The 25942-nt window shown below is 60.4% G+C and carries 28 protein-coding genes and 2 pseudogenes; 7 read left to right on the forward strand and 23 right to left on the reverse strand.

Annotation, left to right across the window (positions count from 1 at the left end; translation table 11 throughout):
- Positions 1 to 181: 181 nt before the first annotated feature.
- The 20 genes and pseudogenes from EEB11_RS01885 to EEB11_RS01980 form a co-directional block, all read right to left on the reverse strand.
- The gene (locus tag EEB11_RS01885; protein ID WP_135428708.1) at positions 182 to 661 is read right to left on the reverse strand and encodes a c-type cytochrome; all 480 of its coding nucleotides are present in this window, start codon (positions 659 to 661) and stop codon (positions 182 to 184) included.
- A 225-nt stretch (positions 662 to 886) separates the two neighbouring features.
- Positions 887 to 1393, reverse strand: a pseudogene (locus tag EEB11_RS01890) (baseplate multidomain protein megatron); the annotation flags it as partial.
- 403 nt (positions 1394 to 1796) lie between these two features.
- A complete protein-coding gene (locus EEB11_RS01895; RefSeq protein WP_245298742.1) occupies positions 1797 to 2441 on the reverse strand; it encodes an IS6 family transposase in 645 nt (214 codons plus the stop codon).
- Positions 2362 to 2862 (reverse strand): IS3 family transposase, encoded by a 501-nt coding sequence (locus EEB11_RS19905; protein ID WP_135428710.1) that lies wholly within the window; start codon positions 2860 to 2862, stop codon positions 2362 to 2364. Before EEB11_RS19905 ends, EEB11_RS01895 begins: the two co-directional genes overlap by 80 nt.
- 8 nt (positions 2863 to 2870) lie before the next feature.
- Positions 2871 to 3095 (reverse strand): hypothetical protein, encoded by a 225-nt coding sequence (locus EEB11_RS01905; RefSeq protein ID WP_135428711.1) that lies wholly within the window; start codon positions 3093 to 3095, stop codon positions 2871 to 2873.
- A 154-nt stretch (positions 3096 to 3249) separates the two neighbouring features.
- Entirely contained in the window at positions 3250 to 3717 is a 468-nt protein-coding gene (locus EEB11_RS01910) for a prepilin peptidase (protein WP_167852627.1), read from the reverse strand.
- Between the two features lie 24 nt (positions 3718 to 3741).
- On the reverse strand, positions 3742 to 4602 hold the full coding sequence (locus EEB11_RS01915) for a helix-turn-helix transcriptional regulator (protein ID WP_135428713.1): 861 nt from the start codon (positions 4600 to 4602) through the stop codon (positions 3742 to 3744).
- A gap of 300 nt (positions 4603 to 4902) precedes the next feature.
- On the reverse strand, positions 4903 to 5901 hold the full coding sequence (locus tag EEB11_RS01920; RefSeq protein WP_135428714.1) for a type II secretion system F family protein: 999 nt from the start codon (positions 5899 to 5901) through the stop codon (positions 4903 to 4905).
- Positions 5902 to 5917: 16 nt separating this feature from the next.
- Complete coding sequence (locus tag EEB11_RS01925) at positions 5918 to 6886, reverse strand: type II secretion system F family protein (protein WP_167852628.1); 969 nt, start codon at positions 6884 to 6886, stop codon at positions 5918 to 5920.
- Positions 6883 to 8265, reverse strand: coding sequence for a TadA family conjugal transfer-associated ATPase (locus tag EEB11_RS01930; RefSeq protein WP_135428716.1), 1383 nt, complete (start codon positions 8263 to 8265; stop codon positions 6883 to 6885). The genes EEB11_RS01925 and EEB11_RS01930 overlap by 4 nt, the downstream gene beginning before the upstream one ends.
- 12 nt (positions 8266 to 8277) lie before the next feature.
- Positions 8278 to 9468, reverse strand: a complete 1191-nt coding sequence (locus EEB11_RS01935; RefSeq protein ID WP_167852629.1) for a CpaE/TadZ family protein — start codon at positions 9466 to 9468, stop codon at positions 8278 to 8280.
- A gap of 37 nt (positions 9469 to 9505) precedes the next feature.
- Complete coding sequence (locus tag EEB11_RS01940) at positions 9506 to 10180, reverse strand: TadE/TadG family type IV pilus assembly protein (protein WP_135428718.1); 675 nt, start codon at positions 10178 to 10180, stop codon at positions 9506 to 9508.
- Positions 10177 to 10707 (reverse strand): TadE/TadG family type IV pilus assembly protein, encoded by a 531-nt coding sequence (locus tag EEB11_RS01945; protein ID WP_135428719.1) that lies wholly within the window; start codon positions 10705 to 10707, stop codon positions 10177 to 10179. The genes EEB11_RS01940 and EEB11_RS01945 overlap by 4 nt, the downstream gene beginning before the upstream one ends.
- Before the next feature lie 5 nt (positions 10708 to 10712).
- On the reverse strand, positions 10713 to 12215 hold the full coding sequence (locus tag EEB11_RS01950) for a pilus assembly protein TadG-related protein (protein WP_135428720.1): 1503 nt from the start codon (positions 12213 to 12215) through the stop codon (positions 10713 to 10715).
- Between the two features lie 24 nt (positions 12216 to 12239).
- Positions 12240 to 13043, reverse strand: a complete 804-nt coding sequence (gene cpaB, locus EEB11_RS01955) for a Flp pilus assembly protein CpaB (protein ID WP_245298728.1) — start codon at positions 13041 to 13043, stop codon at positions 12240 to 12242.
- Positions 13044 to 13174: 131 nt separating this feature from the next.
- Positions 13175 to 13351, reverse strand: a complete 177-nt coding sequence (locus EEB11_RS01960; RefSeq protein WP_210134362.1) for a Flp family type IVb pilin — start codon at positions 13349 to 13351, stop codon at positions 13175 to 13177.
- A gap of 706 nt (positions 13352 to 14057) precedes the next feature.
- A pseudogene (locus tag EEB11_RS01965) lies at positions 14058 to 14768 on the reverse strand (IS6 family transposase); the annotation flags it as partial.
- A 140-nt stretch (positions 14769 to 14908) separates the two neighbouring features.
- Positions 14909 to 16213 carry a pilus assembly protein TadG-related protein gene (locus tag EEB11_RS01970; protein WP_135428721.1) on the reverse strand — a complete coding sequence of 435 codons (1305 nt, stop codon included), beginning with the start codon at positions 16211 to 16213 and terminating at the stop codon, positions 14909 to 14911.
- A 5-nt stretch (positions 16214 to 16218) separates the two neighbouring features.
- The gene (locus EEB11_RS20285) at positions 16219 to 16650 is read right to left on the reverse strand and encodes a TadE/TadG family type IV pilus assembly protein (protein ID WP_354002076.1); all 432 of its coding nucleotides are present in this window, start codon (positions 16648 to 16650) and stop codon (positions 16219 to 16221) included.
- 365 nt (positions 16651 to 17015) lie between these two features.
- Positions 17016 to 17501: an SOS response-associated peptidase family protein gene (locus tag EEB11_RS01980; protein ID WP_135428723.1), complete on the reverse strand. Its 486-nt coding sequence runs from the start codon at positions 17499 to 17501 to the stop codon at positions 17016 to 17018.
- A 743-nt stretch (positions 17502 to 18244) separates the two neighbouring features.
- On the opposite strand from EEB11_RS01980, the gene EEB11_RS01985 reads away from it, so the two are divergent.
- Positions 18245 to 18445, forward strand: coding sequence for a hypothetical protein (locus EEB11_RS01985; protein WP_135428724.1), 201 nt, complete (start codon positions 18245 to 18247; stop codon positions 18443 to 18445).
- Complete coding sequence (locus EEB11_RS01990) at positions 18442 to 19221, forward strand: hypothetical protein (protein ID WP_135428725.1); 780 nt, start codon at positions 18442 to 18444, stop codon at positions 19219 to 19221. The genes EEB11_RS01985 and EEB11_RS01990 overlap by 4 nt, the downstream gene beginning before the upstream one ends.
- Positions 19222 to 19342: 121 nt before the next feature.
- On the opposite strand, the gene EEB11_RS01995 is transcribed toward EEB11_RS01990, so the two are convergent.
- Both EEB11_RS01995 and EEB11_RS02000 read right to left on the reverse strand, forming a co-directional pair.
- Positions 19343 to 20002: a DUF5681 domain-containing protein gene (locus EEB11_RS01995; RefSeq protein ID WP_210134363.1), complete on the reverse strand. Its 660-nt coding sequence runs from the start codon at positions 20000 to 20002 to the stop codon at positions 19343 to 19345.
- 77 nt (positions 20003 to 20079) lie between these two features.
- Entirely contained in the window at positions 20080 to 21396 is a 1317-nt protein-coding gene (locus EEB11_RS02000) for a site-specific DNA-methyltransferase (RefSeq protein WP_135428727.1), read from the reverse strand.
- Positions 21397 to 21537: 141 nt separating this feature from the next.
- Here EEB11_RS02000 and EEB11_RS02005 point away from each other — a divergent pair, with 141 nt between their 5' ends.
- Positions 21538 to 21870 (forward strand): helix-turn-helix domain-containing protein, encoded by a 333-nt coding sequence (locus EEB11_RS02005; RefSeq protein WP_135428728.1) that lies wholly within the window; start codon positions 21538 to 21540, stop codon positions 21868 to 21870.
- On the opposite strand, the gene EEB11_RS19910 is transcribed toward EEB11_RS02005, so the two are convergent.
- Positions 21867 to 22163: a hypothetical protein gene (locus tag EEB11_RS19910; protein ID WP_245298748.1), complete on the reverse strand. Its 297-nt coding sequence runs from the start codon at positions 22161 to 22163 to the stop codon at positions 21867 to 21869. The two genes, EEB11_RS02005 and EEB11_RS19910, sit on opposite strands and share 4 nt — an antisense overlap.
- Between EEB11_RS19910 and EEB11_RS02010 the strand changes: the two genes are divergently transcribed.
- From EEB11_RS02010 to EEB11_RS02025, 4 genes are all read left to right on the forward strand, one after another.
- Complete coding sequence (locus tag EEB11_RS02010) at positions 22125 to 22709, forward strand: ImmA/IrrE family metallo-endopeptidase (protein ID WP_245298743.1); 585 nt, start codon at positions 22125 to 22127, stop codon at positions 22707 to 22709. The two genes, EEB11_RS19910 and EEB11_RS02010, sit on opposite strands and share 39 nt — an antisense overlap.
- Before the next feature lie 169 nt (positions 22710 to 22878).
- Entirely contained in the window at positions 22879 to 23388 is a 510-nt protein-coding gene (locus tag EEB11_RS02015; protein ID WP_167852632.1) for a DUF3489 domain-containing protein, read from the forward strand.
- The gene (locus EEB11_RS02020) at positions 23385 to 23855 is read left to right on the forward strand and encodes a DUF2924 domain-containing protein (RefSeq protein WP_135428731.1); all 471 of its coding nucleotides are present in this window, start codon (positions 23385 to 23387) and stop codon (positions 23853 to 23855) included. The genes EEB11_RS02015 and EEB11_RS02020 overlap by 4 nt, the downstream gene beginning before the upstream one ends.
- Positions 23855 to 25516, forward strand: coding sequence for a recombinase family protein (locus tag EEB11_RS02025; protein WP_135428732.1), 1662 nt, complete (start codon positions 23855 to 23857; stop codon positions 25514 to 25516). Before EEB11_RS02020 ends, EEB11_RS02025 begins: the two co-directional genes overlap by 1 nt.
- The last annotated feature ends 426 nt before the right edge of the window (positions 25517 to 25942 follow it).

Below are 25942 nucleotides of genomic sequence, written 5' to 3' on the forward strand. Positions count from 1 at the left end.
CCCAACAACGCATTCTACACATGGGTCTCTTGCTGAAATCTCGTTGGCGTATGGCCAAATCAGTAAGGCCTTGGCCGGCCAAGCTTTAAGACGGACGAGCCCGGCGTGAACCGTGGGTTATGCTGAACCCTGCCATGGCAGCTTTCCTTCCCCGCGCCGGTGCGATCCCAGCAGTCGCAGGCTACTCAACGACGGGTTCGGTCGAACCAGACTCTTCATTTGGAGCAGACTGTATCGACAGATAGGCAAAAATGTCGCGGGCATCTGCTTCGTTGCGAAGACGATAGGACATCTTGCTGCGCGCGCGGGGATCGCCCAGTTCATCGCGCAGGTGACCGTTGGGGTTTTGAAGGAACGCAATGGTGTTGTCTTCGGCCCAGATCGCACCGGTGTCGCCATAGGCGGCAAGAGCATCACTATAGCCCTGATAATCCTCCTGCGTGCCGGGCGTAGAGCCGCTGACGCCGAATAGATTGGGCCCCATGCCTGCGCGGCTTCCCGCTACGACGTTGCCTTCATGATCTGCAATGACATGACAGGCTACGCACAGACGGGCGAACAATTTCTCACCTTCTGCGGCATCGCCCTGCCCGTCTTGAGCCGCAAGCTGCGTTGAGAAAGCCAGAACACCGGCAATTGCATACAGAGATTTCTTGATCATGGTCTTCCCGAATTTGTGCAAACCTACCAGCTTGGTCCGGTGTGCGTTCCATCATTTATCCTTGCCACAGCAGTCAACTTTCAAACGTGGCACCGGCATGGGACAACCCCGCTGGGAGGCAAGAGTTCCGGGCGACCTGCCATGGGCGCGCCTCTGAACGCAGTCACGCCTTCTTCATCGTTCGTTCCTAGCTTGGCTCAAACCCAATCGCAGAAGCGCGGATCCTGTCTGTGCCTCGCTGCCGGAATTCCAGCGCCAGGTCACGCCAGTCATATCCATCGCCTTGCCATCGGCCCAGACACGGCCAAAGCCGGTGATCGGGCCTTCGCAGAGCGCCACGGCGAAGCTGGCATAGTAGAGGTATTCGGTGGTCTTTACCTTGCCGCCCCCGCCACCCTTGCCGCCGCCTTGGGCGGTGGTCTTCGTCTCCTCGCGGAAGTCGGTGGCCCAGATGATGTCGCCGCCGATCCGCATCCGGCCATAAAGCCGCCGGATCACCGCCCCTTCGGTGGCCTAGGTGATGCGCAGGGTGTCGAGCCGCGCGCATTCGATCCGCTGCGCCGGGGCCAGCGAGGACACGATCCAACTGTCGACGACCGAACCCACGGTCGAGCCGATGAAGCCACCGATGGCAGCTCCGGAAAAACCGAGGATCGCGCCGCCAAAGGCCCCGCCGATGGCAGTGCCGACGGCGCCGAGGACAACCCCAGCTGCGTAGCGGCCATCATCCATTGGTGTTTCCAGTAGTCAACGGCATCGGTCTGAGAGGCACAGATAACGGAAGCGATCTCCCCAGTTTCACGCTTCAGCAAAGAATTTCGCTCCCAGTCGCAGAAAATCCAAAAGCGACAGATGCAAAACCTTAACGCCTTGGCCGAAAAGATGGTTATTTTTCATTATGTCACAGAACTTCACCAAAATCGCACAGTCATCAGCTTCGGAGAATTGCTGCCCCAAGAGAAGACTTCCCGCCCACCTGGCGCAGGGACAAGTGCTCAGCCCTTCCCGCATGACCCCCGAAAACAACGGAAAAATCCGGCCGAAACCGAATCTGGAGAACGCATTCGCGAGGGGAAGTGGCGGTGCTGTCAGACAAATGCGAACCAGTCTCCGTTACCCCTACCCTGGCCGGATTTCAGGCAGCCAGAAGTCCGCGCCACTCTGCGAGAGCGGCGGCACGGGTCTGCTTGTAGATGTTGCGGTTCTGGAGGTGGCGCTCCGTTGGAAAGTGGTTGTGGACTGAGGCATGGACTGAGGTGAACTTTTGCAACGTTCGCATGCGCCGGAACCGCAACATTGCCCGCTCACGTCGTCGGAATGGCAAGTACGAGTTCTCCGCCCGGTTATTGAGCCAGCGCCCCATCTCGCGGTCATCGCCTCGACCAAGGTCCTTCAAGGCGGCACCGTATGAGCGAAGTTTATCGGTGACGATCGTCTCGGGTCGACCGTGCCGCTTCATCGATTTTCTGAGAAATTTCAGTGCTGCTTTGCGATCCCGCGTCTTGGTGACGACGCTTCCAAGCACCTCGCCCTCGTGGTCAACCGCCCGCCAGAGATAATGCGTGGCACCGTTGATCTTCACGTAGACCTCGTCCAAGTGCCAACGCCAGTGTCGGCAAGCGCGCATTCTGTCGACCCGTCTTCGTCGGATTTCGGCGGCGAACATAGGGCCGAACCGGTTCCACCGGTACCGCACCGTCTCATGGCTGATCTCGATCCCCCGCTCGTGCAGCAGATCCTCGACGTTGCGGAGCGACAGCGGAAACCGGATGTAAAGCATCACCGCCAGGCGGATGATCTCTGGACTCGTCTTGAAGTAGCGGAATGGGGAGCGTTTGGTCATGGCGGCAGGCTAGCGAACCACCCTGCCCCGCTGCAAGCAACTTTCCTCTGACAACGCCCTTGTGACCCTTCGCGGGCTTGCTGGTATTGGGTTTTTGGTAGATCGGCATCAATCGCATAAGGCGCATCAGCCGCCGAATGCGCTTTTCGTTCACGGCATGGCCTTCGTTCTGCAGATGCCACGTCATTTGCCGGACGCCGTAAAACGGAGTGTCCAGGAACTGCTTGTCGACCTTCAGCATCAGGTCAAGGTTCATCGCCGTCTCACCCTGCGGCGTGTAATAGAACGACGACCGTGAGATCGAGAGCAATTGGCACTGCGCCCCGACCGACAGCTTGGGATGGGTTCTTTCGATCATGCCCCGCCTCACTTCCCGATCCAGGGCTTGAGCTTTCGTGACAAAAAATCGTTGGCCACAGCCAGCTCTCCGATCTTGGCATGCAGATCACGGACCGTTTCCTCAGCGATCTCGGCGGTGGCCACAGCCTGACCTCCACGCTCAAAAATCCCCGCAGCACCTTCCAGAACAGCCTTCTTCCACTGATGGATCATGGTCGGATGAACCTCATAAGCGGCTGCCAGCTCCGACACTGTGCGTTCGCCCTTCAGCCCTCCAGCGCAACACGGGCCTTGAACGCCGCATCGTGGTTCCTGCGTTTCGACATGTTCTGATCTCCTCGAATTGGGGATCAGCAGACCTCAGATCGTAGCTTCCGTCACTGTCCGATTTTCGGGGGGTAGCTCACTATTGCAGGATCCTTTCGGCATCAATCAGCATTGCGGCGGCCGGATGCAGAAGTCCGGCCATCGCGATCGACAGCCCCATTGGAAATCCCGTGCTGCCCGAGATCGACTTCCAGCCGAGCCGGTGCGCCGCCGGTAAACGCCTGAGGCCGAGGACGATGGCAATGCCAGCCAGCATTGATGCCGAGAAGACAAGCGCAAAAAGCGGCATCGTCGGCACCGGCACGAATAGCAGCAGCGCCGAGAGCATCTTTACGTCCCCGCCGCCTAAGATGCGCAGGCAGAACGCCGCGAAGCCGAGCGCGAAGACAGATCCTGCTACGACGATCCGCGCCACCAGATCGTCCGGGGGCGCGATCAGCGCCGCCAGCCCGAAGACCGCTAGCGCGATGAGGCAGAGCACGTTCGGAATCCGCATATGGTTCAGGTCCGAATAGGCCATCGCCACCAGAAGCGGCGCGATCAGCACAAGCGGGAGCAAGGGCACCATGGCTCAGGCACAACGCAGCTCGGACATGGCCGACGCTTCGAGCTTTGTCCGAAGCAGGTTGACGACCAGTTCCGCCAGTCCAGAGGTTTCGGTCTTGGCATAGATGCTGCGAAGATGTGACCGGACCGTCGATTCAGACACCGCGAGTTCGTTAGCGACGCCCATAGCCGACAGCCCCCTGCTGAGAAGCAGGCAGACCCGGAATTCGGCACGGCTCAGCCGTGCCGGATTGGTGGCACCAAGAAGCGCCCTTTGCCCCGGCTGCACCTGACCGGTGTCTTGGGCGGCACGGTGATTGACCACCGTCCGCGTCACCAGCCCGACCTGACGGCTCGCCCACGTGCGCGACATTGTCGGCAGGATGACACTCAGCGAAGACTGCATCGCTTCCGAAACGCGGCCGCCGAAATGCAGTTCGATATGGTCGCGCGTCGTCGGCCCTGAGCCGAGCACCAGCACCGCGAAATCCACCATCCCGCGCCGCGCCTGCCAGGTTTCTAGAGCTGGATCGGCGTCCCCCTCGCTGTCGTGCGCCGAGGCGAGCCAGACCGAAGCCGGCCGCGGCCGAGCCAGATGACGGCCAAAATATCCGTCCGCGTAAGATACCCTCAGCGGCAGGCAACTGCGTGTGTCCAGTTGGTCCCAGACCGCGATCCGGATCGGACGAAGATCGCTCAGATGGGTTCGAACCAGCATCCCGGCGCTGGCGCCGAGACCGTTCGCAAGTGCACCAAATGCGTCTTTGAGGGAAAGGTCACCATGAAGGGCATCGCACCAGTCGGCGATCGCCTCTATAACCTTCGATTCCAGAAAGCTAGGAGCCACCGGCGATCCACACAGCTCTTCGAAATACGCCCGTTGCATTTGCTATTCCCCCTTATAGCTCAAGGACCAGCCATCCCAATAAAATACGAAGTTATCGGAACGTGTCCCGACGCAAATTTATTTTTTTGAAAGGCCGCCATGCCTCCCCTCTAAGAAAGTGTCAGCAATTGCCGCTGTTTAGTCAATAAATTGCCCCAATTTTCGCGCTTGGCGGCCAATAATACAACCACGGGCGGAAATATCGTCCTTGACCGGATACGAATTCGAAAAGATCAGTCCAGATTGGCGCTATTTGTTCGGGAATCATCACCAGCGCCCCCCCGGACCAGTTCAAGAAGTTCATCCCGCGAAAAAGCGCAGGTATCGGATGACGACAGGGCCAAGGGTCAGAAGCAGAAGCGCGGGCAGCATCAGCGACGCCATGACGACGGACATCTTGACCGGCAGCTTGTTAGCCATTTCTTGGGCGCAAAATTCGCGGTTGCGGCGCATCTCGCTGGCGTGGGTGGTCAGGGTTTCCGAGATGCTGGTGCCGAACTGCATCGATTGCAGCACCACATTGGCGAAGGCCGTGACCTCATCCACGCCCGTCCGGGCAGCCATGTCGAGCAGCGCGCGGTCGCGTGACTTGCCGGCTTGGATTTCGCGCTGCGCCGCAAGCATCTCCTCGGCAATCCCGGGCGCTGTCTTTTCCAGCTCATTGCCGACGCGGATCATCGACGCGTCGAAGCCGAGCCCGGCCTCGACCGAAATCTGGATGAGGTCCAGCGCGTTGGGAAAGCTTTCTTCGATCGCCCGCCGGCGTTCCTGCACACGCGATCTAAGGCCGATCGACGGGCCAAAGAACCCGATGGCCACAAGCGCGCTGAGGATCTGGAAGACGTGCAACTGACTCCAGCCGCCGATCCGCGTGTCGAGCGCTTGGGGCAGTACGACGATCCCGGCTCGTGTCGCCCAGATCAGTGCGAGCAGAACAGTCGGCAGCACGATCCCGAGGCCGAGCCGCAGAAGGTAATAATTGCGCACGGAATGCGGCCCGGTGAACCCGGCCAAAGCCAACTGACGCTCCACCTCGGAGCGTTGCTTGCGGTCGGCGGGGATCAAAGTCTTCATCATCCCCTTCGGATCTGCGCTCTTGTAGCGCAGCAGCCCGCGATCCTCGACCATCGGTCGGCGGCGACCCTGCGCCGCCATCCGCCGCAGCACCGGGTCCCTTCCGGCCAACGTTCCGGAGAGACCGAAGACGACCAGCATCGCGCCGATGCCGGCGCCCAGAATGATCAGCATCTGCGGCGTCAGGCCGGCGGTTTGCAGGTGGGTCGCGAGCGCTTCGAACATGGTCGTCCCTCCGGGGTCAGATCCTGAAATTCACGAGCCGGCGCATGATCAGGAAATTGGCAACGACCAACACGGCGACGACGATCGCGAACGGTCGGAAAAGCGGATCACCGCTGACATCGACATAGTAGCCGGGCGCAGTGATCGAGGTGGCGCCAAGGATCACCAGCGGCAGACACGACAGGAAGATTGAGGTCAGCCGCCCTTCCGCCGAGATCGCCTTGATCCGCCGCCGCATGGCCATGCGGTCGCGGATGACCTTTGCGAGCGTGTCGAGCACTCGGGCGAGGTTGCCGCCAGTGCCGTGCTGGATTGCCACCGCGACCGCCAGATAGCGCGCGTCCTCAAGCCCGGTCCGCTCGGCTAGGTCCATGACCGCGTCAACCAGATCGTCGCCGTAGCTGATCTGGTCGATCATCACGCCAAATTCAGTGGCGACCGGGTCCTTCATGTCCGAGGCGACCGAGGCGATCGTCGCGTTCAGAGGATGCCCGACCGTCAGTCCCCGCGCCATGAGGTCGAGCGCCTCGGGCAGTTGAGCGACAAGCGCCGCCATCCGTCGGTCGCGCAAGACGCGGACCCAGATCACCGGGGCGACGATACAAAGCAGCAGGGCAGGCCCTGCGGCCAGCCAGGCCGGAAGGGCGGTCGAAGTGGCCAATGCCAGGACAGCCGCGCCGCCGCCCGCCAACATCATGAAAAGCCCCGGTCGGATCATCAGCCCCGCCTTGCGCAGATCGGCCGGCAGGGTGCCGAAGAACGGCAGCCCTTGCAGTTGCCAGCGCTCCCTGCCGGGCTTCAGCAGGCGCAGAAGCTCTTCCGTCGATGTTCCTGCCGCGATCATCCGCATCCGCCGGTTGCGCGCCTCCGAGAGGCTTTCACTGCGTGAGACAAGCTGGCGAATGCCTTCAAAGGTCATGAGAACGCCAAGGAAGACGCCGACGTAGACCAGCGATGACCAGTCGAATTCGGTTAGCCGGGTCATTTGCGTGCTCCGTCGTTCAGGAAGAGGTCGCCATTGATCTCGACCCCAGCCTGGATCAGCCGTTCGAAGCATTTCGGTCGGATGCCGGTGGCAATGAACTCGCCAGTGACTGCGCCGGTTTCGGACAGCCCGGTTTTGCGGAAGATGTAGATGTCCTGCATAGTGATAGTGTTTCCTTCCATCCCCGTGATCTCGGAAATGCTCATCACCCGGCGCGAGCCGTCACTGAGACGGTTAAGTTGCACCACCATGTCAAGGCCTGAGGCGATCTGCGAGCGGATCGCTGAGATCGGGAAATCGAGGCCGATCATCGTCACCATCTGTTCGATCCGGCCAAGCGCGTCGCGCGCGGTATTGGCGTGGACGGTGGTCATGGATCCTTCGTGGCCGGTATTCATCGCCTGCAGCATATCGAAGGTCTCTGCCCCGCGGACTTCGCCGACGATGATCCGATCCGGCCGCATTCGGAGAGCGTTGCGCACAAGGTCGCGCTGGGTGACGACGCCGGAGCCTGTGGGGCTTGCCGGTCGTGTCTCCAGCCGCACAACATGGTCCTGCTGAAGCTGCAGTTCGGCCGCGTCCTCTATCGTCACCACCCGCTCGCGCCCGCCGATATGGGAGGACAGCGCATTGAGCATCGTCGTCTTGCCGGAACCGGTGCCGCCTGAGATCAGCACGTTCACCCGAGCCTGTACGAGCGCCTTCAGAAGCGCCGCGGCCTGCAGATTCAGCGTGCCGAGTTCCACCATGCGCTCGACCGTCAGCGGATGGCGGGAGAATTTGCGGATCGAGACCGACGGCCCGTCGATCGCGCAGGGCCGGATGATTGCGTTGACGCGGCTGCCATCCTCAAGCCGCGCATCGACCCAGGGCGTGGATTCGTCCACCCGCCGCCCGATGCGGCTGACGATCTTGTCAATGATGCGCAGAAGGTGGCGTTCGTCCCGGAAGCGGACGTTGCTCTTTTCGAGGACCCCGAAGCGTTCCACATAAACGCTGCGGTGCGAGTTCACGAGGATGTCGCTTATCGTGGGATCGGCCAGCAACGGCTCCAGCGGGCCAAAACCGAGAACCTCGTCGAGCAGTTCGTCCACCAGCTGCTTGAATTCTTCGGCCCGCATCGGACGGCCTTCCTCACTCAGGACCTGCGACACCAGTGTTGCCACCTCGCGGCGCAATTCCTCGGGCTGGACCTTGTCGATCACTGCGAGGTTCAGCCGGTCGAGCAGCACATTGTGCAAATGGCTTTTCAGTTCGAGACGGGCGGTCAGCTCGGTCTCCTGTGGAGTCGGTTCGGGCGCGACAGCCACGGGATGGGCAACCTTGGCACCAAGTTCGACGACATTGGATCCTGACGGCTTTTTGAATTGCCTGAACACTGCCGATTCTCCTTATTCCGTCGGCTGCTGAATTCTGGCCGCAAGACCGCTGCGCGTCGATTTGGCCAGTTGCGTCATTGCCTTGCCAAGAGATGAGCGCGGCGCCGCGCGCGACAGGGGCTGACCCCGGTCGGAGGCGGCCGCGGCCGACTGCGGATCGTGCGGCAACCAGTGGTCAAGTCGACGGCCGAGCACCTTCGCCGCTTCGCGCTGAAGCTGTGATTGCAGCAGGGGCCGGCGCTGGCGGTTTACGATGATTTCGACCGATATGGCCGGGTTGTCCTGGGTAAAGAAGTCGATCAGCCGTCGGCAATGCCGGATCGAGGACACCGAGATGTCGGTGACGATCATGAATTCGTCGGCACGCGCGACGATTGGTTCGATCCAACTGACAAGGGCGCGCGGCAGATCCACGATGACATAGTCCTGCGTCTGGCGCAGCGTATCGAGGATCGCGGCCACCTGATCGCTCCTGAGCGAATCGAGCGGCGCGAATTTCGAGGGTGCCGCAAGAACCGACAGCCCGTTCGAAGTCACTGCCATCGATTGTTCGAGGAAATTTGCGTCCGGAATTGTGCCGTCGAGGGCAAGCTGCATGAGCGTGTCCTGCTCGCCAAGGTCGAGGAATGATCCGATCGTGCCGAACTGAAGGTCGAAATCGACGATCGCCACCTTGGGTCGCGGGTCGCGCCGACTGAGGCCGGCACCGGAGGCGAGCTGGTCGGCGAGGTTAACCGCGACCGTGGTCGATCCGGCACCGCCCCGAGCCTGTGCCACCGCAATGATCCGGCCGGTACGGTTTCCGACGGTTGACGGCCGCCGGCCAAGCTGCGCGACCTGACGGTCGACGTCGCCGGTTGCGGTCGGCAGTGGCAAAACCTCGTCCACTCCGGCGTTCGCCAGTGCCCGTGCCTGGGTCAGCGAGATGTTGCCATCGGCGAGTGCCACCAGCTTCGTGCCGCTCCGCCGGTGCGCGACGAGTTCGCGGATCGCGGAGAGGTCGGCCTGATCGTCAGGGCTCGTCTGAAAGAGGACGACATCGTAGTCCGCCATCGCCTTCACCGCCCGCCCGTTCATCCCGGCAAGTGTAGAGCTTTGGGTATCCACCCGCACGCCGGGTTCGGCTGCCAGAGTGCGTCCGATCGTTTCGGAAACGCTGGCCTCGGACGCGATCACGAGCATGGTTTTGGTTGTAACGGTCATCTTGTCATCCTTCCGGTGGTCGGCAGGCCACGTTCCCTCATCCGTTCTCACCATGGTCGAGGTCTTCTCCAGGCAGCGAAGTGCTCATTGCGGGGAATGGCAGCGAAGGGCCGGGAACCGAGGGGTTGCCCGACCCGGCAAGTGCCGCCAGCCCCGACAAGGGCGTGACGAAGGTGAATTGCAGGTTCACCAGATCGACCGTCACCATCGGAACATAGGGACCGCCTAGAAACCCAAGTTGCAGATCGTTCGGGTCGTTGGGGTCGTCAGGGTCGTAGCGAAAACTCAGATTGGCCTCGGTAGCTCCGGCCGGCAGCAGGGGCGCGATCGCACCCCAAATCTCGTCCACCGTCGGGTTGCCGGCGGCCCCGGTGCAGATCATCGCGGCGGGAGCGGCACATACCGTCCCGCTGGCTCCGGCCGAGCAAATCGTGCCGAATTTCGGCACCGATGGGCTGGTGCCGCGCGCGTTGAAGGACGGCAGAGTCCCCGGGCAGGCCGGCGGCCGCACGACTGCGATCCGCGCCGCGATCTGCATCGCCTTGTCAGCCATCACGTATTCCGCGCCCATCCGGCCGAAATCAATCAACGCGAAGAGGAGCAGTAGAAAGACCGGGATCACGATCGTCAGCTCGACCAGCGTGGTGCCGTCCTCGTCGCGCCCGAAGCGGCGAACAATCGTGATCGTGCGAAGAGAGGGGCGACGCGTCATGATCCGAACACTCGCGACCGATCGGTGACGCTGGTGGTCAGCGGCGTCGTCCCGAAGCTCGATCCGAACAGGGTAAAGATGCCGGAGAAGGGGAATGTGATATCGACAAGTGCGGTCACCGAGACGACTGGCGCCGGATTGACCCGATAGCTGCCGGGCACACAGGCCAGCGCTGGGGCTACGCCGCCCGCTTGGACCGTGACGCCGCCGGGAAAGATCGAGCCTCCGGTCAGGCTTTGCGCGACGATGGTCTGAAGCTGCGGCGTATAGCCCGCAACCCCGCCGCCAGTGGTGCAAATGTTGACCGGCACGATCCGTGACAGATAGCGCGTGGCGTCGCGCACCCCGGCGATAGCGCTCTGATAGCCAATCATCAGCCGGCTCCCTTCGACGATGATGGCGAAGACCAGCAGCATCATCGGCAGCACCAACGCGAACTCGATCAGTGCGACGCCGGCCTCGTCGCGCGCCAGACGACTGCCGTGGCGGCTCAGTCTTTTCAGTCGGTGATAAATGTGCTTGCCCATGATCCTTACCGGTAAAGCTGCACGACATCGTGGAAGATCGCGCCCGAGCCGACCGTCCCGGTGCCAGGACTGTCTGCGCGGCCGATGACCTCGGCGTAGATATCGAGACCGTTGGTTGACCCGTTTGCGACGACCGGCTCGGTGATGAACATCTTCACCATCTGATGGACCGGCACCCCGGTAGAGCTCCCCGAGATCGAGGTGCCACCGTTATTGGGGTCGCAGTTGACGCCGGCGACGATGATCACGCGGCGGTCGGGATCGGAGCTCTGATTGGGTGAACACATCGGCCGCCCGGTCTCGGAAAGGCCCGAAAGGATTGGCATTGCCGCGCCGCCACCGCCGGCCGCAGCAATCTCGGCCAGATAATATTGATAGCGGGTCGTCGCCGAGGGATGCGGATCGGCGCCGGCGTAATTTGCCGCGATATACGTCGTGCGCCCCGCCGCCCAGTTGCCGTCTCCGTAGGGCGCGCAGCCGGGATAGCAGTCGTCGTGCGGTAGGGCGGCGGTATCTGCCGTCGGCTGCGGGTTGTTCCAGCTGCACGCGTTGCCGCCATTTGGCTGGATCCCCTTTATGACGTTCGGCGCCGGGGCGTAGATCGGATTGTTCTTCTCGCTGTTCATCGCGCCCGACCACATGTCGAACCGGGTATTCAGCGCGTCATTGGTGATGCCGACCTTCTGGCCCGGTTCCGTATCGACGCCGCGCACCGCAAAGCACTGGGTGATGTTGCCGACAGCCCCGAGGACACAGCGCAGCATCGGGCCTGTGCCGCGCGATCCGGCGCAGCTGCCGTTTGCGTCCAGAGCCAGGGTCGAGGGTTCGAGAAATCCGAAGTTGCCCGGCCCCCAGGCTGCCCCGTTCCCGCCCGAGCGCAACCGGATCAGGTCGCCAATGGTGGCGGCATTGTCGGCGTCGAAACTTGGATCGGGGATGCAGAACATCATCGGTGTGATGTCGCAGGCATACTGGGTGAAACCCGCAACTGCCGTTGCACCGACTTCCGGATCAACCCGTGCCCCGCCAGTCAGCACCTGCAGAGCTGCTCCGAAGGTATAGGGCACGGACTTCGGCGTCAGCGTGACGCGGGCATAGACCGCTTCCTCAGGGCTCGGCTGGTTCGGATTTGGGGGTGGAGCAAGGGCCAAGATATCGTTGCTCGGCAGAGTGGCAAAAAAATCGAGCGTGAAGTCAGCAGAAGAAAGCGCCTGCCCGCCCAAACCGAAGGTCTGGCTGTCGCTGATCAGCGCCGCGGCAGCACCTTGTGCGCGGGTGATCGAGTCGGTCTTGCCGTCAAGCTCGCCCGCCGCCGCCAGGGCGACGTGATCGGCATAGGAGTGCAGTTCCGACTGGGTCGAGGCGACGCGGCCGATATCGAAGGAAATCGCCACCATCCCAAGCACCGCCGTCAGCGCGAAGGCCCAAAAAAGCAGGATCGCGCCATCTTCTTCGCGGGCAAGGCGGATGATCGGGCGAAGGGCCGGGTTACTGGTCGGGCGAGTCATGGCGTGTTCTCCTTGCTGCCCGGCCTACTTGACCTCGACCAACTCGACCGTGTTGGCCCTACGCACCCGGATCGTGGTTGTGGCGACGACCTTGGTCACCGGCGACTTCTCGCGCAGGATGTCCGACAGCCGGATCGAGTCCATCGGTTGGTCGACAGCGTTGTCGAGCGAGCGGAGCGAGAGGCTCAACGTGCCGGCTTTCTGCGCCAGCGCCAACGTCTGGCCCTGTTCGGGCGTGACCTCGACCGTGACGGTCTGGGCGACGAGCGGCTGGTCACTTTGCCGGTTCGCGTCCTGGTCGACGCCTAGGACATGGATGTTCTGGAGAATCGTCACCGCCCGCAGGCCGTCGTCGCGGCCCTGGGTCAGCACGATGTCGACGCTGTCGCCGGGGGTAACAAAGCCGCCGACGGCGGTCTCGGCCTCGACCTTGATTGCCATCGCGCGAGTGTTCTTGCCAAGGCTCTGGACGATGGTCACCTTCTCGCCGAAGTCGGAGATCTTGGAGGCCAGAACGAGTTCGCCTTGCGCCATTTCACGGGTGGCGCGGCGCGGCGGCATCCCGGGGGCAGGGACGAGAGTGTCAAGCTCGGTAATCGCACCTGGCGGCAGCGCAGTGCGCGGCCAAGGCATGATTTGAAGCATCTGAGGCTGGATCGCCTGACCGAAGGGAATGTCGCGTCCCGCAACAATTACCGAGACGAGCGCGGCCTCAGGATCGGTCGCGGCGACGGCGCGGCTACGGTCGAGATATTCACGTGCACCGAAGGCCGACCCTCCGGCAACGACTACGCCGAGCATGGCGACGAGGATGGAACGAGCTCCCACGGTGTTTCTCCTGGCTACTTGTCAAAACGGAGTGAAGTGCGCGTCAATCCCGGATCGCGCGTGGAGTGAAGATGATTTATGCAGGCCGGTATTCGCATATGCGATCCGGCCTGCATAAAGCCGCTGGTTGCTTACGGCATCGCAGCGCCGGCAACACCGAGCGAGGTGTTGATTTGAGTCCCCAATGCCAGAAGCGCACCGGTTCCGACGGCGACGGCGAGCGCGATGGCGATGCCGTATTCGACGAGCGTCACGCCCTCATCGTTGTGGCGGAATGCGATCCATTTCATCAGAAGATAGTCGCGCATTTGATTCTCCTCACATGTGATCAAACTGGTCCCGGATTGCCGGGGTTGAAAGAGACGAACCGGAAGAACGGGCTTGCGGCTCACCCTCAGAATTGCGGCAGAAATTGGGCGGCGCATCGTCTGAAAAGATGAAAGAATCCCGCTAGGATTGTTTTTTAGCGTCTTCGGCGCGGTTCTGGGGCGGACCTTGCGCGAAGACGCCCCTACGGTCGTCGCGGCGGGCTCGGGCAGATGCAACTCGCAAGGCACCGCGACGGCCGCGCATGCTGAGCAGCGAGGACGGTTTTTCGCCCAAGGGCCACCCGAAAACCGTATCGCGCCAAATGCCAAACAGAGATTGGCCCCTTTCTGGGCGGCTATTTCGCGTGGGATGCATGCCAAAACCGAGGAACCCAACCTCCCGTACCGCCGCCTCGAACGCTACGCCGTTGGTGATCATGCGGACGGCGGTCTGCATCGCGGTGCGGCGCACCAGCCGGCTGCAGTTCAAGGGTGCTGTCATGTGTGGACGGCTACGTTTGTGCAAGGATTGATTTGAGCTGCTTTTGATCGTTGCGGGGTGCGGTCATGTGTCCGGCCTGTTGGCGCGGGACATGTGACCGCTGGCCCTGATGAAGCCCGCGAACCAAGTCCCGATCAGACGAGCGAGCCTTGAAGCCCTGACAGCACCTCGGGGTGTCTTGGCAGTGGTCCCGTTAGATCATCATCACTCACATCTGCCCTTGCATTCAGGAGCGGCAGCCGATGGCTGCCGCTGTTCGGGTAGGTTCTGCTCGTAGATGTTGCGGTTCTGGAGGTGGCGCTCCGTCGGAAAGTGGTTGTGGACTGAGGCATGGACTGAGGTGAACTTTTGCAACGTTCGCATGCGCCGGAACCGCAACATTGCCCGCTCACGTCGTCGGAATGGCAAGTACGAGTTCTCCGCCCGGTTGTTGAGCCAGCGCCCCATCTCGCGGTCATCGCCTCGACCAAGGTCCTTCAAGGCGGCACCGTATGAGCGAAGTTTATCGGTGACGATCGTCTCGGGTCGACCGTGCCGCTTCATCGATTTTCTGAGAAATTTCAGTGCTGCTTTGCGATCCCGCGTCTTGGTGACGACGCTTTCAAGCACCTCGCCCTCGTGGTCAACCGCCCGCCAGAGATAATGCGTGGCACCGTTGATCTTCACGTAGACCTCGTCCAAGTGCCAACGCCAGTGTCGGCAAGCGCGCATTCTGTCGACCCGTCTTCGTCGTATTTCGGCGGCGAACATAGGGCCGAACCGGTTCCACCAGTACCGCACCGTCTCATGGCTGATCTCGATCCCCCGCTCGTGCAGCAGACCCTCGACGTTGCGGAGCGACAGCGGAAACCGGATGTAAAGATCAGCCGTAAGTAAGCCTACCGCGAGGGCCGTCTTGAGTGGGTTTCTCGCGGTCGGCTATCGTGTGTCCTTATGGACGCACACGAAGACATGCCGTGGGCTGATCCATGCAGGCCGACCGGGATGCGTTACTGGTCATGGACATCGTGTTGATGCCAGCTGGCGATGCGGAGATGCCGACGCGGTGCACAACGCTACTCTACTAGCCGGAAATACTCCGCGTGGAAGTTATTCTCCATACCACCGTCGCAATACCCGAAAGTCATGTTTGATGTCCCTGATATCTCTCCTCCAGCAACCAGCGCTGCGCCTTGCAACCCTTCCGCATTAGCAGAAAATGTAATATTGTTAGCGGCTATCAACTGCGCGTTGTGCAGGCTAAGACCGGATGGAAAGTCCATGGATCCGAGAGTTAAAAGTTGTGCATCACCTCCATCCATGCAGTTATCCATTTTCCCTACCTGCAGGCCAGACGAACTCGACATGGACTTAGAACCAGAAGAGGTTGTAGCAATAATCGCATCTTCAATCTTTACATTTGCTTCAAACTTGATGTCGCAGTCTGAAATGATCACAACTTCAGATACGACTACATCATTTTTAACAGTTGCCGCAGCTCCACCCCTACAGCTGATGACATGAACACTCCCGCTCCTAAGATCTTCCTGATAAATGTTACGATTTGTTAGATTTCTAACGGTAGGATTTGAAATGTAACTTGGCGTGAACTCTGGATTCAAATACCTCAATCCGGCGATGATTTCAGTTAGTTGAGATAAGATCCTTATGTTCCATGAGCCTTGGCGGAGTGACTGCTGCAATCCTTCATTTGACTCATATCCAGAGGCTGGAAGGTCTATTTTTGAAAGGTCAGACATTGACACAACAGTTCCTGGTTCAAAATAATTGTTCGAGTTGAGTGAAACATACTCATTCGAATGAACACAGAAACCATCTGTGAAGGTGTTGTTGCTGCGCAGATCTACTTTACCTTGAGCGACAAAGCCTTCCCGAAGACAGGTGGGATGATAAGTCTCGAATGTTGAAACAACGTTTACATCAAAAGAATCTACGCCCACCAAGCCGTAGAGATATGTTTTATGAGCATTTTCATAGTATTCGCTCATGCTGCCAGTTACCCTTACAGCTGCATTAGACGATTGATCAGGCGCAAAGCTGTCAGTGTTCGGATTCCACCTACCAAAGACTACATTTTCGGGCCTAACAACGATACCGAACTTATCGGCTGGCATCATTGCTTGGGCGAGACTTGTTGCCTTTGCAACAGCCTCCCCCTGGGTATGCCGTTCCCGTGTCAAAAGTGCCGCATGTGCCGCTGCGTCAGCAGTGATTTGAAGCTGGGTACGAGAATGTGTAACGCTGCTCGAGTCGAGGCCGTACGCTCCTAACATGAGCATAACCAACAGCATGAGGATCGAAAACTCGTTAGCCGCACCATTTTCTTCGGAGGCAAAGTCGGTCAATGTAGTTTTATTCATCGTAATTAGCCTTCTGCAAGGTGTTGCGAAGTCACAATGACATTGCCATCTACTAAGCGCGACAGGAAACCCAAACTTGTCAATTCAATGAGTGGCACAGTCACAGTGCTGATAATGACGCCATTTTCAACAATTGCCGTAACATTCGCGCCAGGAGCAACTGTCGCAAGCTTCTGCTTTATCTCGGTTTCTGCCACATACATGTCGGTTATTTTTCCAACCGAAATGGCTCTGTTCGTGTCTTGGACTACTCTTAGTATGGTCGATCGCTTCCCGAATGCCAAAGATGCATCAGCAACAAGTGCAAAAACCATCATGAATATTGGTAGCCAAAGTACAAACGAAACAGTTGTGGTTCCAGATTGGTCCAAACAAAATCTATGTCGCAGAATTTTGATCATCGACGACTGGAAAATTCGAGACATGTGATGCGACATTTACCAAGACCTCATGTTTCATCACTGATCTGCGATAAATTGGTGAAAAGAGCAGCGAAATCGTGGCAATTTTGGGGCTGATGGAGAAAGAAACGTGCCAAAAAAAGCGACGGTGTAAACGACGCCCACAGTGCTCTTGATACGCTAAGGTGGGTGATGAGCGCATCCCGGATGACAGCGGGATGATAATTGCCAGATAACCCCCATGAGACGGCGATTGACCTACTCCCCAGCATGCCCTCTTTCAGAGGTTAATTCTGTTTAGCATCTGGTGCTGAAAGCCTCCAAGCCGGTCCCACATAGGCTGAACAGGCCGCGGAATCCAGAGGCGGGCAAATCTTGGATCTCGTTAGCTGCTTTGCTGGTCAGTTCCGTGCGCACATCGCCTTCGCCCGTTTGATCGGTTCCTCCAGCATCCCTAGCGCGCCGTCCGGCAAGGGTCGTTGCAGCTTGGCGGCAATCTCAAAAGGTGCCGACAGCCATATCTCCCATGCAGCAGGCTCGGTCAGGATGGCGGGCATAGCCTTGGGATGCACCGCGCCCACCTCGGCATTGGGCATGCACGTCAGAAACGCGAAAAGGTCGTCCGTCGTGGGACCGTCTTTTACCTTGCGCAGCGATTGCCAGCCCCGAACCTCGATGCCGGCGAAGAACATGGGCTTGTCCGGTTCCGTAGGGCCGAACCACTGGTTGCCCCCCTTTTTCGACTCGGCAAACGATGTCACCGGCACGAGACAGCGGTGCGCCGGGCCAAGCCAGCGCCGCCAGTGCGGAGATGCTAACACCGGGGTCAGGTTTCGCGGGGGTTTGGTGTTCGACAAGGCGCAGTCAGACCTTGAGGCTTCCACCATGAGCTACAGCATGCGCAGGTTTCGATCAAACCGTAGCGATTGCGCGAGGCCGTGACTTCTATCAACTGCTCCATGGATTTTGGCGCACAGTTTGCAAAAGCGACTGAACGGCGCTTCGGCAACCGGGCGTGCCCCCGCTAGAAATGGGGGGAATACCCATCCACGCTTGATCAGGTTATCGAGCCGCATCACTTTCGACTGGTAAATCTCTCGACCCCAGATGGCATCGTCCGGCGCGGGCTCGCTATGGACCCTCTCATCGACGCTGAACTGGTACAGTTGATAGTTTTCACATGGCATGACGGCCTTGCCAAGCTCACGGCCCTGCTCCGCAAAGCCGCCGCTCGAACTACAATGAACTTTGGAAAGCCATCGGGGCCGTCTGCGACCTCTTCACCGAACCTCTTCCCGTGCAGGCGACGCCCGTCAAGGAAGACGACCTTCTTACCCGAGCATCCCAGAGTTTCTTCTGGACCCGGTTGGACAAGTCGGACAAGTCGGACAAAACTTCGCCCAACGCCCCTGACACCGACGAGCCGCGCCAGCCAAAGCATCTGCCGTCCGGTTTGTCCGACTTGTCCGGGCGGTAGAATTCAGATGAGAAGTGCAATGCCCAAACAACCTCGGGTCTCCGTCAACGGCGTACACCAGCACCATCGAAAATTGTGGACAACGGGATGACGCAAGCGACTTCGAAGATCATCTTGCAGCCAGCACGAGACGCCGCTTGAGAGAAGTAAAGCATGCCCCACCATACGACTGACACGCGCAATGCGCCTGCGACGAGTGATCTGATCCGCGTCGAACCCGGAGCCCAGCATGAAGACGAGCAGCCACATGCCTCTGAGGATCAAGGCTTCCTGACGGCGATGATGACAGAGCTGCCGGCCGGATGCTGTTTTTTCCCGGATACCAACCTGATGTCAACGGCAGAGCAAAAGTGAGCCGAAGGGCAGCGCAAAATTCGAAGATTTCCAAGGATGCGTTCGGCTGCTCTGCCGCGCGCAACAAGGGCCGGGCGGTCTGCACCAACACGGCGGTGATCAAACAGAGCGATCTTGAGGCCCGGGTGCTGGATGCGCTGGTCCACAACCTGATGGATCCGGATGCCGTGGCGGCCTTCTGCGAAGCCTATACCTCCGAGCGCAACCGCCTCGCTGCGGCGGTCGCCCAAGGAAGGGGCAGCTTGCAAAAGGAACTGGCGCAGGTTTTGCGCGATCATGCCAAACTGGTGGATGCGATCATCGCGGGCGTCCCGGCGGCGCAGGTGAAGGACAAGATGATCAGCCTCGACACCCGGCGGCAAGAGATCGAAGCCCAGCTGTCAGCGGCAGACGCGACCCCTGCCCCGGTCCGGTTTCATCCGAAGATGTCTGAGACCTATCGGCACCGGGTTGCCGCACTAATCCGCGGCTTGGGCGAAGGCGATGCAACGGAGGAGGCGCGTGAGGCGCTGCGCGGGCTGATCGAGAAGATCGTGCTGACGCCTGCGCCGGATGGCGGCGGGCTTGCGATTGACCTTCACGGGGCGCTGGCGAGCCTGCTGCGTCTGGCGACAGGAGCGTCGGCGCTCATGGCGGCAATCCCGGGTCCGAACGCCGGAATGCGCAAAAGCTCCGCGGGCGCGGAGCTTCAAGGCGTTGATACTATTGAAGAATTAGTGTTGGTTGCGGGGACGCGCAACCGCTGTAACCTACCTGACCTTAGGTGCGCTGTGTAACCCACGACCTTCTGGTTATGAGCCGCTATTCTCACACAGCACATCGATGGGCAGCGCGAAGAATTGACTTATGCGGTGCCTTAACCTTCAGGCGCGATTACCGGCTCAAAGGTTCCATTTTCTACCCCGCCTCCCCCAGCGCACGGCCGATGATCTTGAGCACCTTCGCAGTTTGCGCCATATCATCCTTGATGAAGGCGATTTCGTTTTCGTCAGTTGCGTCTTCAAGCATCTGCTGAAGTTCCTCCAATTCAGCCTCAAAATCTGCCCGGCGCTCGACCCATTTGTCCCACTCGGCCTTCTCCTCCCGCGTGGCAGGTCCGATGATGTTTGCGGTGCCTTCCCGAAGATTGATCACCACGTGATCTGGATGCGGCAGCGGTTCTGGGGCGTTGATTATCCCCTGGCGTTTGCGGCGTGCCAGTTCCCGCTCCCACTCGATCTTATATTCTATCGCGGTCTCCAGCCATTCATCATGCTTCGCCCGGTTCGCGGTCTCGACGCTGGCCAGAAGTTCGGAGAAGAGGCGCTGCGACCGATGCTGACCCTTGACGGCATTGACGGCCAAGGATCGCAGTACGGCCCGTGCGATTGGAACGGTGACATTACGCGCGCCGTCACGCACCGTTATGGTGCGGTAGGCTTCCTCAAGGATGATCGCCTTCATTCGCTCCTCGCTCAGCGCCGGGAGCTTGTTCTTCGCCCCCTTCGGCCGACCGCGCGGGTTACCAGAAACTCCCTTGCGGAACTTGCTCCCCTCGGGCGGCTTGGCATAGCCCACATCATAGCCAGGTCGGGACATTAGGGACCCGGTCCGCTCAGAGCTGGTTCCACCCTGTCCCAGTTTACGCCGCCCGGTCATTCCGCGGCCTCCAGAGCGTCAACACCATTCATCCCCCCGGCGCGCGGCCATCCACAGACCTCCTGAATCGCCGCGTCCTTCGCCAGTTGCTCCCAGCGAGCAAGAATACGATCGCAATAGATCGGATCAAGTTCGACCAGCCTTGCCAAGCGACCGGCTTTCTCTGCGGCGATCAAGGTGGAGCCGGATCCCCCAAACGCATCGAGAACAATCTCACCCCGGCCAGACACGTCCTTGATTGCATCAATGATCATCTGCACCGGCTTCACCGTTGGATGAAGCTGCAATTCCTGCATCCGCCCGGCTCGCATCGTATTTACTCCGCGGTAGTTCCAGACATTCGTGCGGTACCTGCCATACTGGCCAAGCTCAAAGCTGTTCACATGTGGCGCAGTGCCTTTCTTGAACGCAAAGACCAGTTCATGACGGGAGCGGTAGAAGGTCCCCATGCCGCCATTGTCCTTGGCCCAGACGATCAGGTTCTTCAATTCGTCGTAAACCGCGTTCCCTGCTGCCATCATTTCCTGCATGTGGCGCCAGTCCATACAGATGAAGTGGATCGAGCCGTCGATGCTGTGGTCCGCCATGTTGGTCAAAGCGCAGGTAAGGAAGGCCGTGAACTCGCCCTCGTTCATCTCGCCGGAGGCCATCGCGAACTCTCGGTGCTTGGTCTTGCCCGAGCCGCCGACATGGCCGTCGATCTTCACGTTGTAGGGCGGGTCCGTAAAGACCATCCGGGCAACGTCTCCGTTCATCACATCGGTCAACACCCGGGGGTCCAATGCGTCACCGCAGGCCAGCCGATGCCCACCCAACTGCCAGATGTCTCCAGGGTGCACCCTGCGGGGCGCATCCTGCGGCAGAAGGTCATCTTCCGGGTTTCCCGGCTCGACTGGGATCAGACCTTCGACAAGGGTGTCGATTTCCGCCACCTCGAACCCGATCACGCCGATGTCGAAGCCAATGTTCTCGGTGGCAAGAAGGCCCTGCAATTCTTGGGCGAGCATTTCCTCATCCCAGCCCGCGTTCAGTGCAAGCTTGTTGTCAGCAATGACATAGGCCCGTTTCTCAGCCTCGGTCATGTGCTCAATCCGCAGACAAGGAACCGTCCCCATCTCCAGGCTCTTGGCCGCTTCTACCCGGCCGTGGCCAGCAAGAATGGCGTTCGATTGGTCGATCAGGACAGGATTGGTAAAACCGAAGGTTCGGATCGACTCAGCAATTTGGCGGAGCTGCTTTTTCGAATGGGTCCGTGCATTGCGCGCCCAAGGCCGAAGGATTGCTGGGTCGAGGTGTTCGATGCTCTTGGTCATAAGGGCTTCCTTCTGATGTGGCATGGGTGTCTGGCAAAGCGCCTTGGGTCGTAAGATACATCTACCCTCTTGCGCCGTCAATCCTGCCGGCATACTGTCGGTAGATAAATCATACGATTTGCAGAGAGAGGAGTGTTGGCCATGAGTCTGAGCGAACGCCTGTTTGAACTGCGTCAAGGGTCCAACACATCCCTCCAGAAGCTTGCCGACGCCGTCGGTGTCTCCAAGGCGCATATCTGGGAGTTGGAGAAAGGCCGCACCGCCAATCCATCCTTTGAACTCGTCCAGAAATTGGCAGCGCATTTCGGGGTGACGCCAGAGGCCCTGACCGGAGCCACAGATGTGCCGCACCCTGCAGAGCAGCAAATCGAGCGCATTCACCGCGATTTGAAAGACCTGTCAGATCGGGACCGCAGTTTGATCGAAGAGATGGTACGATCAATGCGTCGTGACCGTACCGCATCGGAGGCTTAGTTTTTCTGGACCTCGACCGCCTCGATCTCGCCGACATCCATGACCCGCAACGCTTGGCAAAGGCAGTCCACCGGCAGATCGGGCCGCTGTGCTGCGCTGTGCCAGTCGACGAGATTGCGCTCAAGCTGGGGATCACCGAGATCCGCCAAGAAGAATTGGATGGCTGCGAGGGCGTTCTGCTCACCGACCGGGTCAGGAGCGCGGGCAAGATACTTGTCAATACCGGCCGCGGACCGCAAGCCGCGCGGTTCGGCATCGCCCATGAGTTGGGACATTTCTTGCTGGAGCGCCATGTCCTGGGCCTCAGCGGGGCTTTCACGTGCAGCCTCACTGACATGCGCGAGACGCGCACGGCCCGACAGCATGAGCGTCAGGAAGGCGAAGCCAATGCTTTTGCAATCGGGCTTCTTGTGCCTGACAATCAACTGTTGCCCTTTTTAAAGGAGCAGCCGGAGATCTCTTCGGCAGTCACAATGCGAAGCAGCCTGAACATCAGTCTCGAGGCTGCGGCGCGCTGTCTGGTGGATCGCCATGCGGAGCCCATTGCCGCAGTATGGACGAAGGGCGGAAAGATCCGCTATGCCGTCCGTGGCAAGTCGTTCCCGTGGATCACGCGAAGTACCGGAGACAGGGTGTCCTCACTCAGCCAGACCTCGCGTGCGTTGGGAATGGCCAAGTCAGGCACCACGACGATGCGCGAGGTGCCAGCCGCTGCATGGACATCAGCGGATATTCCGGAACTCTTTGAACAGGTCCGTGTCGGCAAGGACGGCCATACCCTGACGCTCCTTTGGGCCACCTTGCCAGATCGTGGCGCGCAGGACGACGAGGAAGACTGACACGTCTGGTCCATGCTGTAGATACCGTTTCATTCGCACCAATCGCTTCGACAAATCAGTGGACTTCGCCGCCAACCGGAGCGTTGCTATGATCCATGCCCGGCACCGTCCGGGCTCGGATGGGTACTGGGTGTGGCACTTCGCCCGCCCGCATGAACCGGAGCCCAAGATGACCAAAGCCAAAACCCCGATGATCCTCGACGCTGTCGCACACGCAGATGTGGCCAATTCGCCGTCAACCTTGCCCACCAAAAGTCACCGCACGTCGGCCAAGCCTGCGGCAGAAGGTCCGGCGTTCCGCCACATGACGCAATCCGAACCAATCTCCGCGCTTCTTCCTCGGCAGCCGCGTCAGACCAAGGCTGCCCTACTTCGTGCCCGCCTGGCAGAGCCCGGCGGCGTGTCGCTCGCCGCGTTGATAGAGGCAACCGGCTGGCAGGCCCACACCCTGCGCGCAGCCCTCAGCGGGTTGCGCAAAACCGGTTTAAAAATAGCCTGTCACCGCGAGGGTGATGACACGATCTATGCCATTGATGCTGAAGCGACGATCGCAGCGCAGCCGTCCGACAGACCATATTCAAATGGCGTTGATCCAGACCCGGCAGCAACTCTGGTGGTGGCTGAGGCAGCCGCCTGTCCCGTGGCCAATCGCGCGCCTGTCATCAGGGCCGACACATGACGTCGCTCGCCGATCTCCACACCATGGACCGCGTGGGTCTGGCGAAACTCTGGTCAGACCTCCTCGGTGGCGAGGTCCCCGCCTGCATGAGCCAGCCAATGCAGCGCCGTTTTCTTGCCTTCGAACTGCAAGCAAGGGTTGAGGGCGACCTACCCGCCGCATTGCGCGCCCGGCTCGACCGCATCGCTGCTGGCGAGGAGCGCAAGCCATCGCCCTCCCTCCAGCCCGGGGCCCGGCTCCTGCGCGAATGGAATGGCACGACCCATGTCGTTGATGCCTTGCCTGAGGGCTTCCTGTGGAACGGCACGCGTCATCACTCGCTCTCCGCGATCGCCCGCGCAATTACCGGTACGCGCTGGTCGGGGCCACGCTTCTTCGGGCTTAAGCGTGCAGGCAACGCGGGCGATGGCAAGTCAAACAAGGACAAATCGCGGAAGACGGGCAGACAGCGCCGGGATCGTGCGTGATGACCCAGAAGCCGATGATCCGTTGTGCGATTTATACCCGCAAGTCGAGCGATGAAGGTCTGGAGCAAGCCTTCAATTCGCTCGACGCCCAGCACGAGGCCTGTGCCGCCTACATCGCAAGCCAGCGCCATGAGGGCTGGAAGCTTGTTCCGGACCGGTTTGATGATGGTGGGCTGTCAGGCGGCTCGCTCGATCGTCCCGCCTTGCAACGCCTTCTCGCCGAGATCGATGCCGGGCGCATCGGCATGGTCGTGGTCTACAAGATCGACCGGCTGACCCGCTCGCTTGTCGATTTTGGACGGCTGGTCGAGAGGCTGGACGCAAACGGATGCTCCTTCGTTTCGGTGACGCAGGCCTTCAACACCGCAAGCTCGATGGGGCGGCTGACCCTGAATGTCCTTCTCTCCTTTGCCCAGTTCGAGCGTGAGGTCACGTCCGAGCGCATCCGCGACAAGATCGCCGCCTCAAAGAAGAAGGGGCTCTGGATGGGTGGCACCTTGCCGCTGGGCTACGACAGCCATCCCGATCCGCAGCGCCGCGAGTTGACGGTCAATCCGGCCGAGGCCGAGGTGGTCCGCACACTTTTTGGCCTTTACGGTGATCTCGGCAACCTTCGACTGGTCGAAGTCGAGGCCGCGCGACTGGGTCTGCGCCCCAAATCTGTCGTCACGCCCTCGGGCCGTGTCCGGGGCGGATCGCCCTTCACCCGAGGGCAGTTGCACTACCTTTTAACCAACCCGATCTACATCGGCCGCATCCGGCACAAGGACCAGACCTATCCGGGCCAGCACCCAGCAATCATAGACGAAAGCCTCTGGGAAACGGTGCAAGCCAAACTCCTCGCCGCCGGGGCGCGGCCCCGCGGACGCACCGCTACCCCTATTGACCCCCGGGTCCTTACGGCCAAACTCCGAGATGAGACCGGTGATCACCTGACCCCAACCCACACCAGGCGACACGGTCGACGCTTTGCTTATTACGTTTCCCACCGCCTGATTGCGGGCGGCACTGACCCCTCCGGCTGGCGGCTCCCGGCCGAAGCGCTGGAGGCCTGCCTGCGACAGATCACGGTTGGACATTTGCGCAAGGCCGCAGCAGGCCATGCCTTGCTGGCGCAACCCGAGGCTGGCGGTGCGGCGGATCTCGTCCATCGCGCTTCGGCCCTCGCCGACCAGATCGAGGCGGATCCGGCGCTCATCGGCAGCATTACTTCATCCGGCACCTTGACGCCGGGCCGGCTGCAACTGCAGCTTGATCCGGCCGTGATCGCTGCGGCACTGGCCCTGCCGGTCGCAGCCCTGTCGGATCGGCTGATCCGGTTTACCTGCCCCTTCGCCTTGCGGCGCCGGGGTGTGGAAACCCGGATCATTGCGGGCGAGACCATCCCGGCCCCGGACAGTGTTCTGCAGCGCTGCCTGGCCGAGGCGCATCTCTGGGCGCGTGCCTTGCGCGCGGGCACGGCACTCACAGAGATCGCGCGTGAGACAGGACGATCAGAGCCCTATATCCGGACCCGCATTCCGCTGGCCTTCCTTGCACCACGTGTGCAAGCGGCAATCCTAGACGGACGACAGCCTGTCGACCTCTCGGTGGCACAGCTTCTCCGTGACGGCATTCCGATGGATTGGCGTGAGCAAGCGCGGCTCTTCGGCATCGCCTGACCGCCTGACCGCCTGAGCCGCACTGGTGACAGCGTTTGAAGTGGCAACTGGCCAGATCACGCAGATATATCGCGTAAACTGGCCCCTTCGCTGTTAATCCCAATTGTTTCCCTGATCGGTCGAATTTAATTCGCTGATACGCCGGATTATGTTCCCTGTTCCCGTGGAGCAGGGAATTTGCTCGCAACCCACGGAAATTACGCCACTATTCAGGATGGGAAACCGTGAAAGATGGCCCAAAAAATCGAACTTCCCTGATAATTCCCTGTTTCTGCGCCGCGGGCAAACCGAACGGGCTCCGCAAGCCGCAGAGACGCAGGCCGCAAAAGAGGCGATCAGGGACAGGTGGTGGCGTCTCCGTAAGAGGAACGCCGACCTAAACGACGGTAACAGCGGGGTATTCCCGGCTAGAACCGAAAGAGCATA

It is taken from the genome of Pseudotabrizicola sediminis, assembly GCF_004745575.1.
In the GTDB taxonomy this organism is placed as follows: Bacteria; Pseudomonadota; Alphaproteobacteria; order Rhodobacterales; family Rhodobacteraceae; genus Pseudotabrizicola; species Pseudotabrizicola sediminis.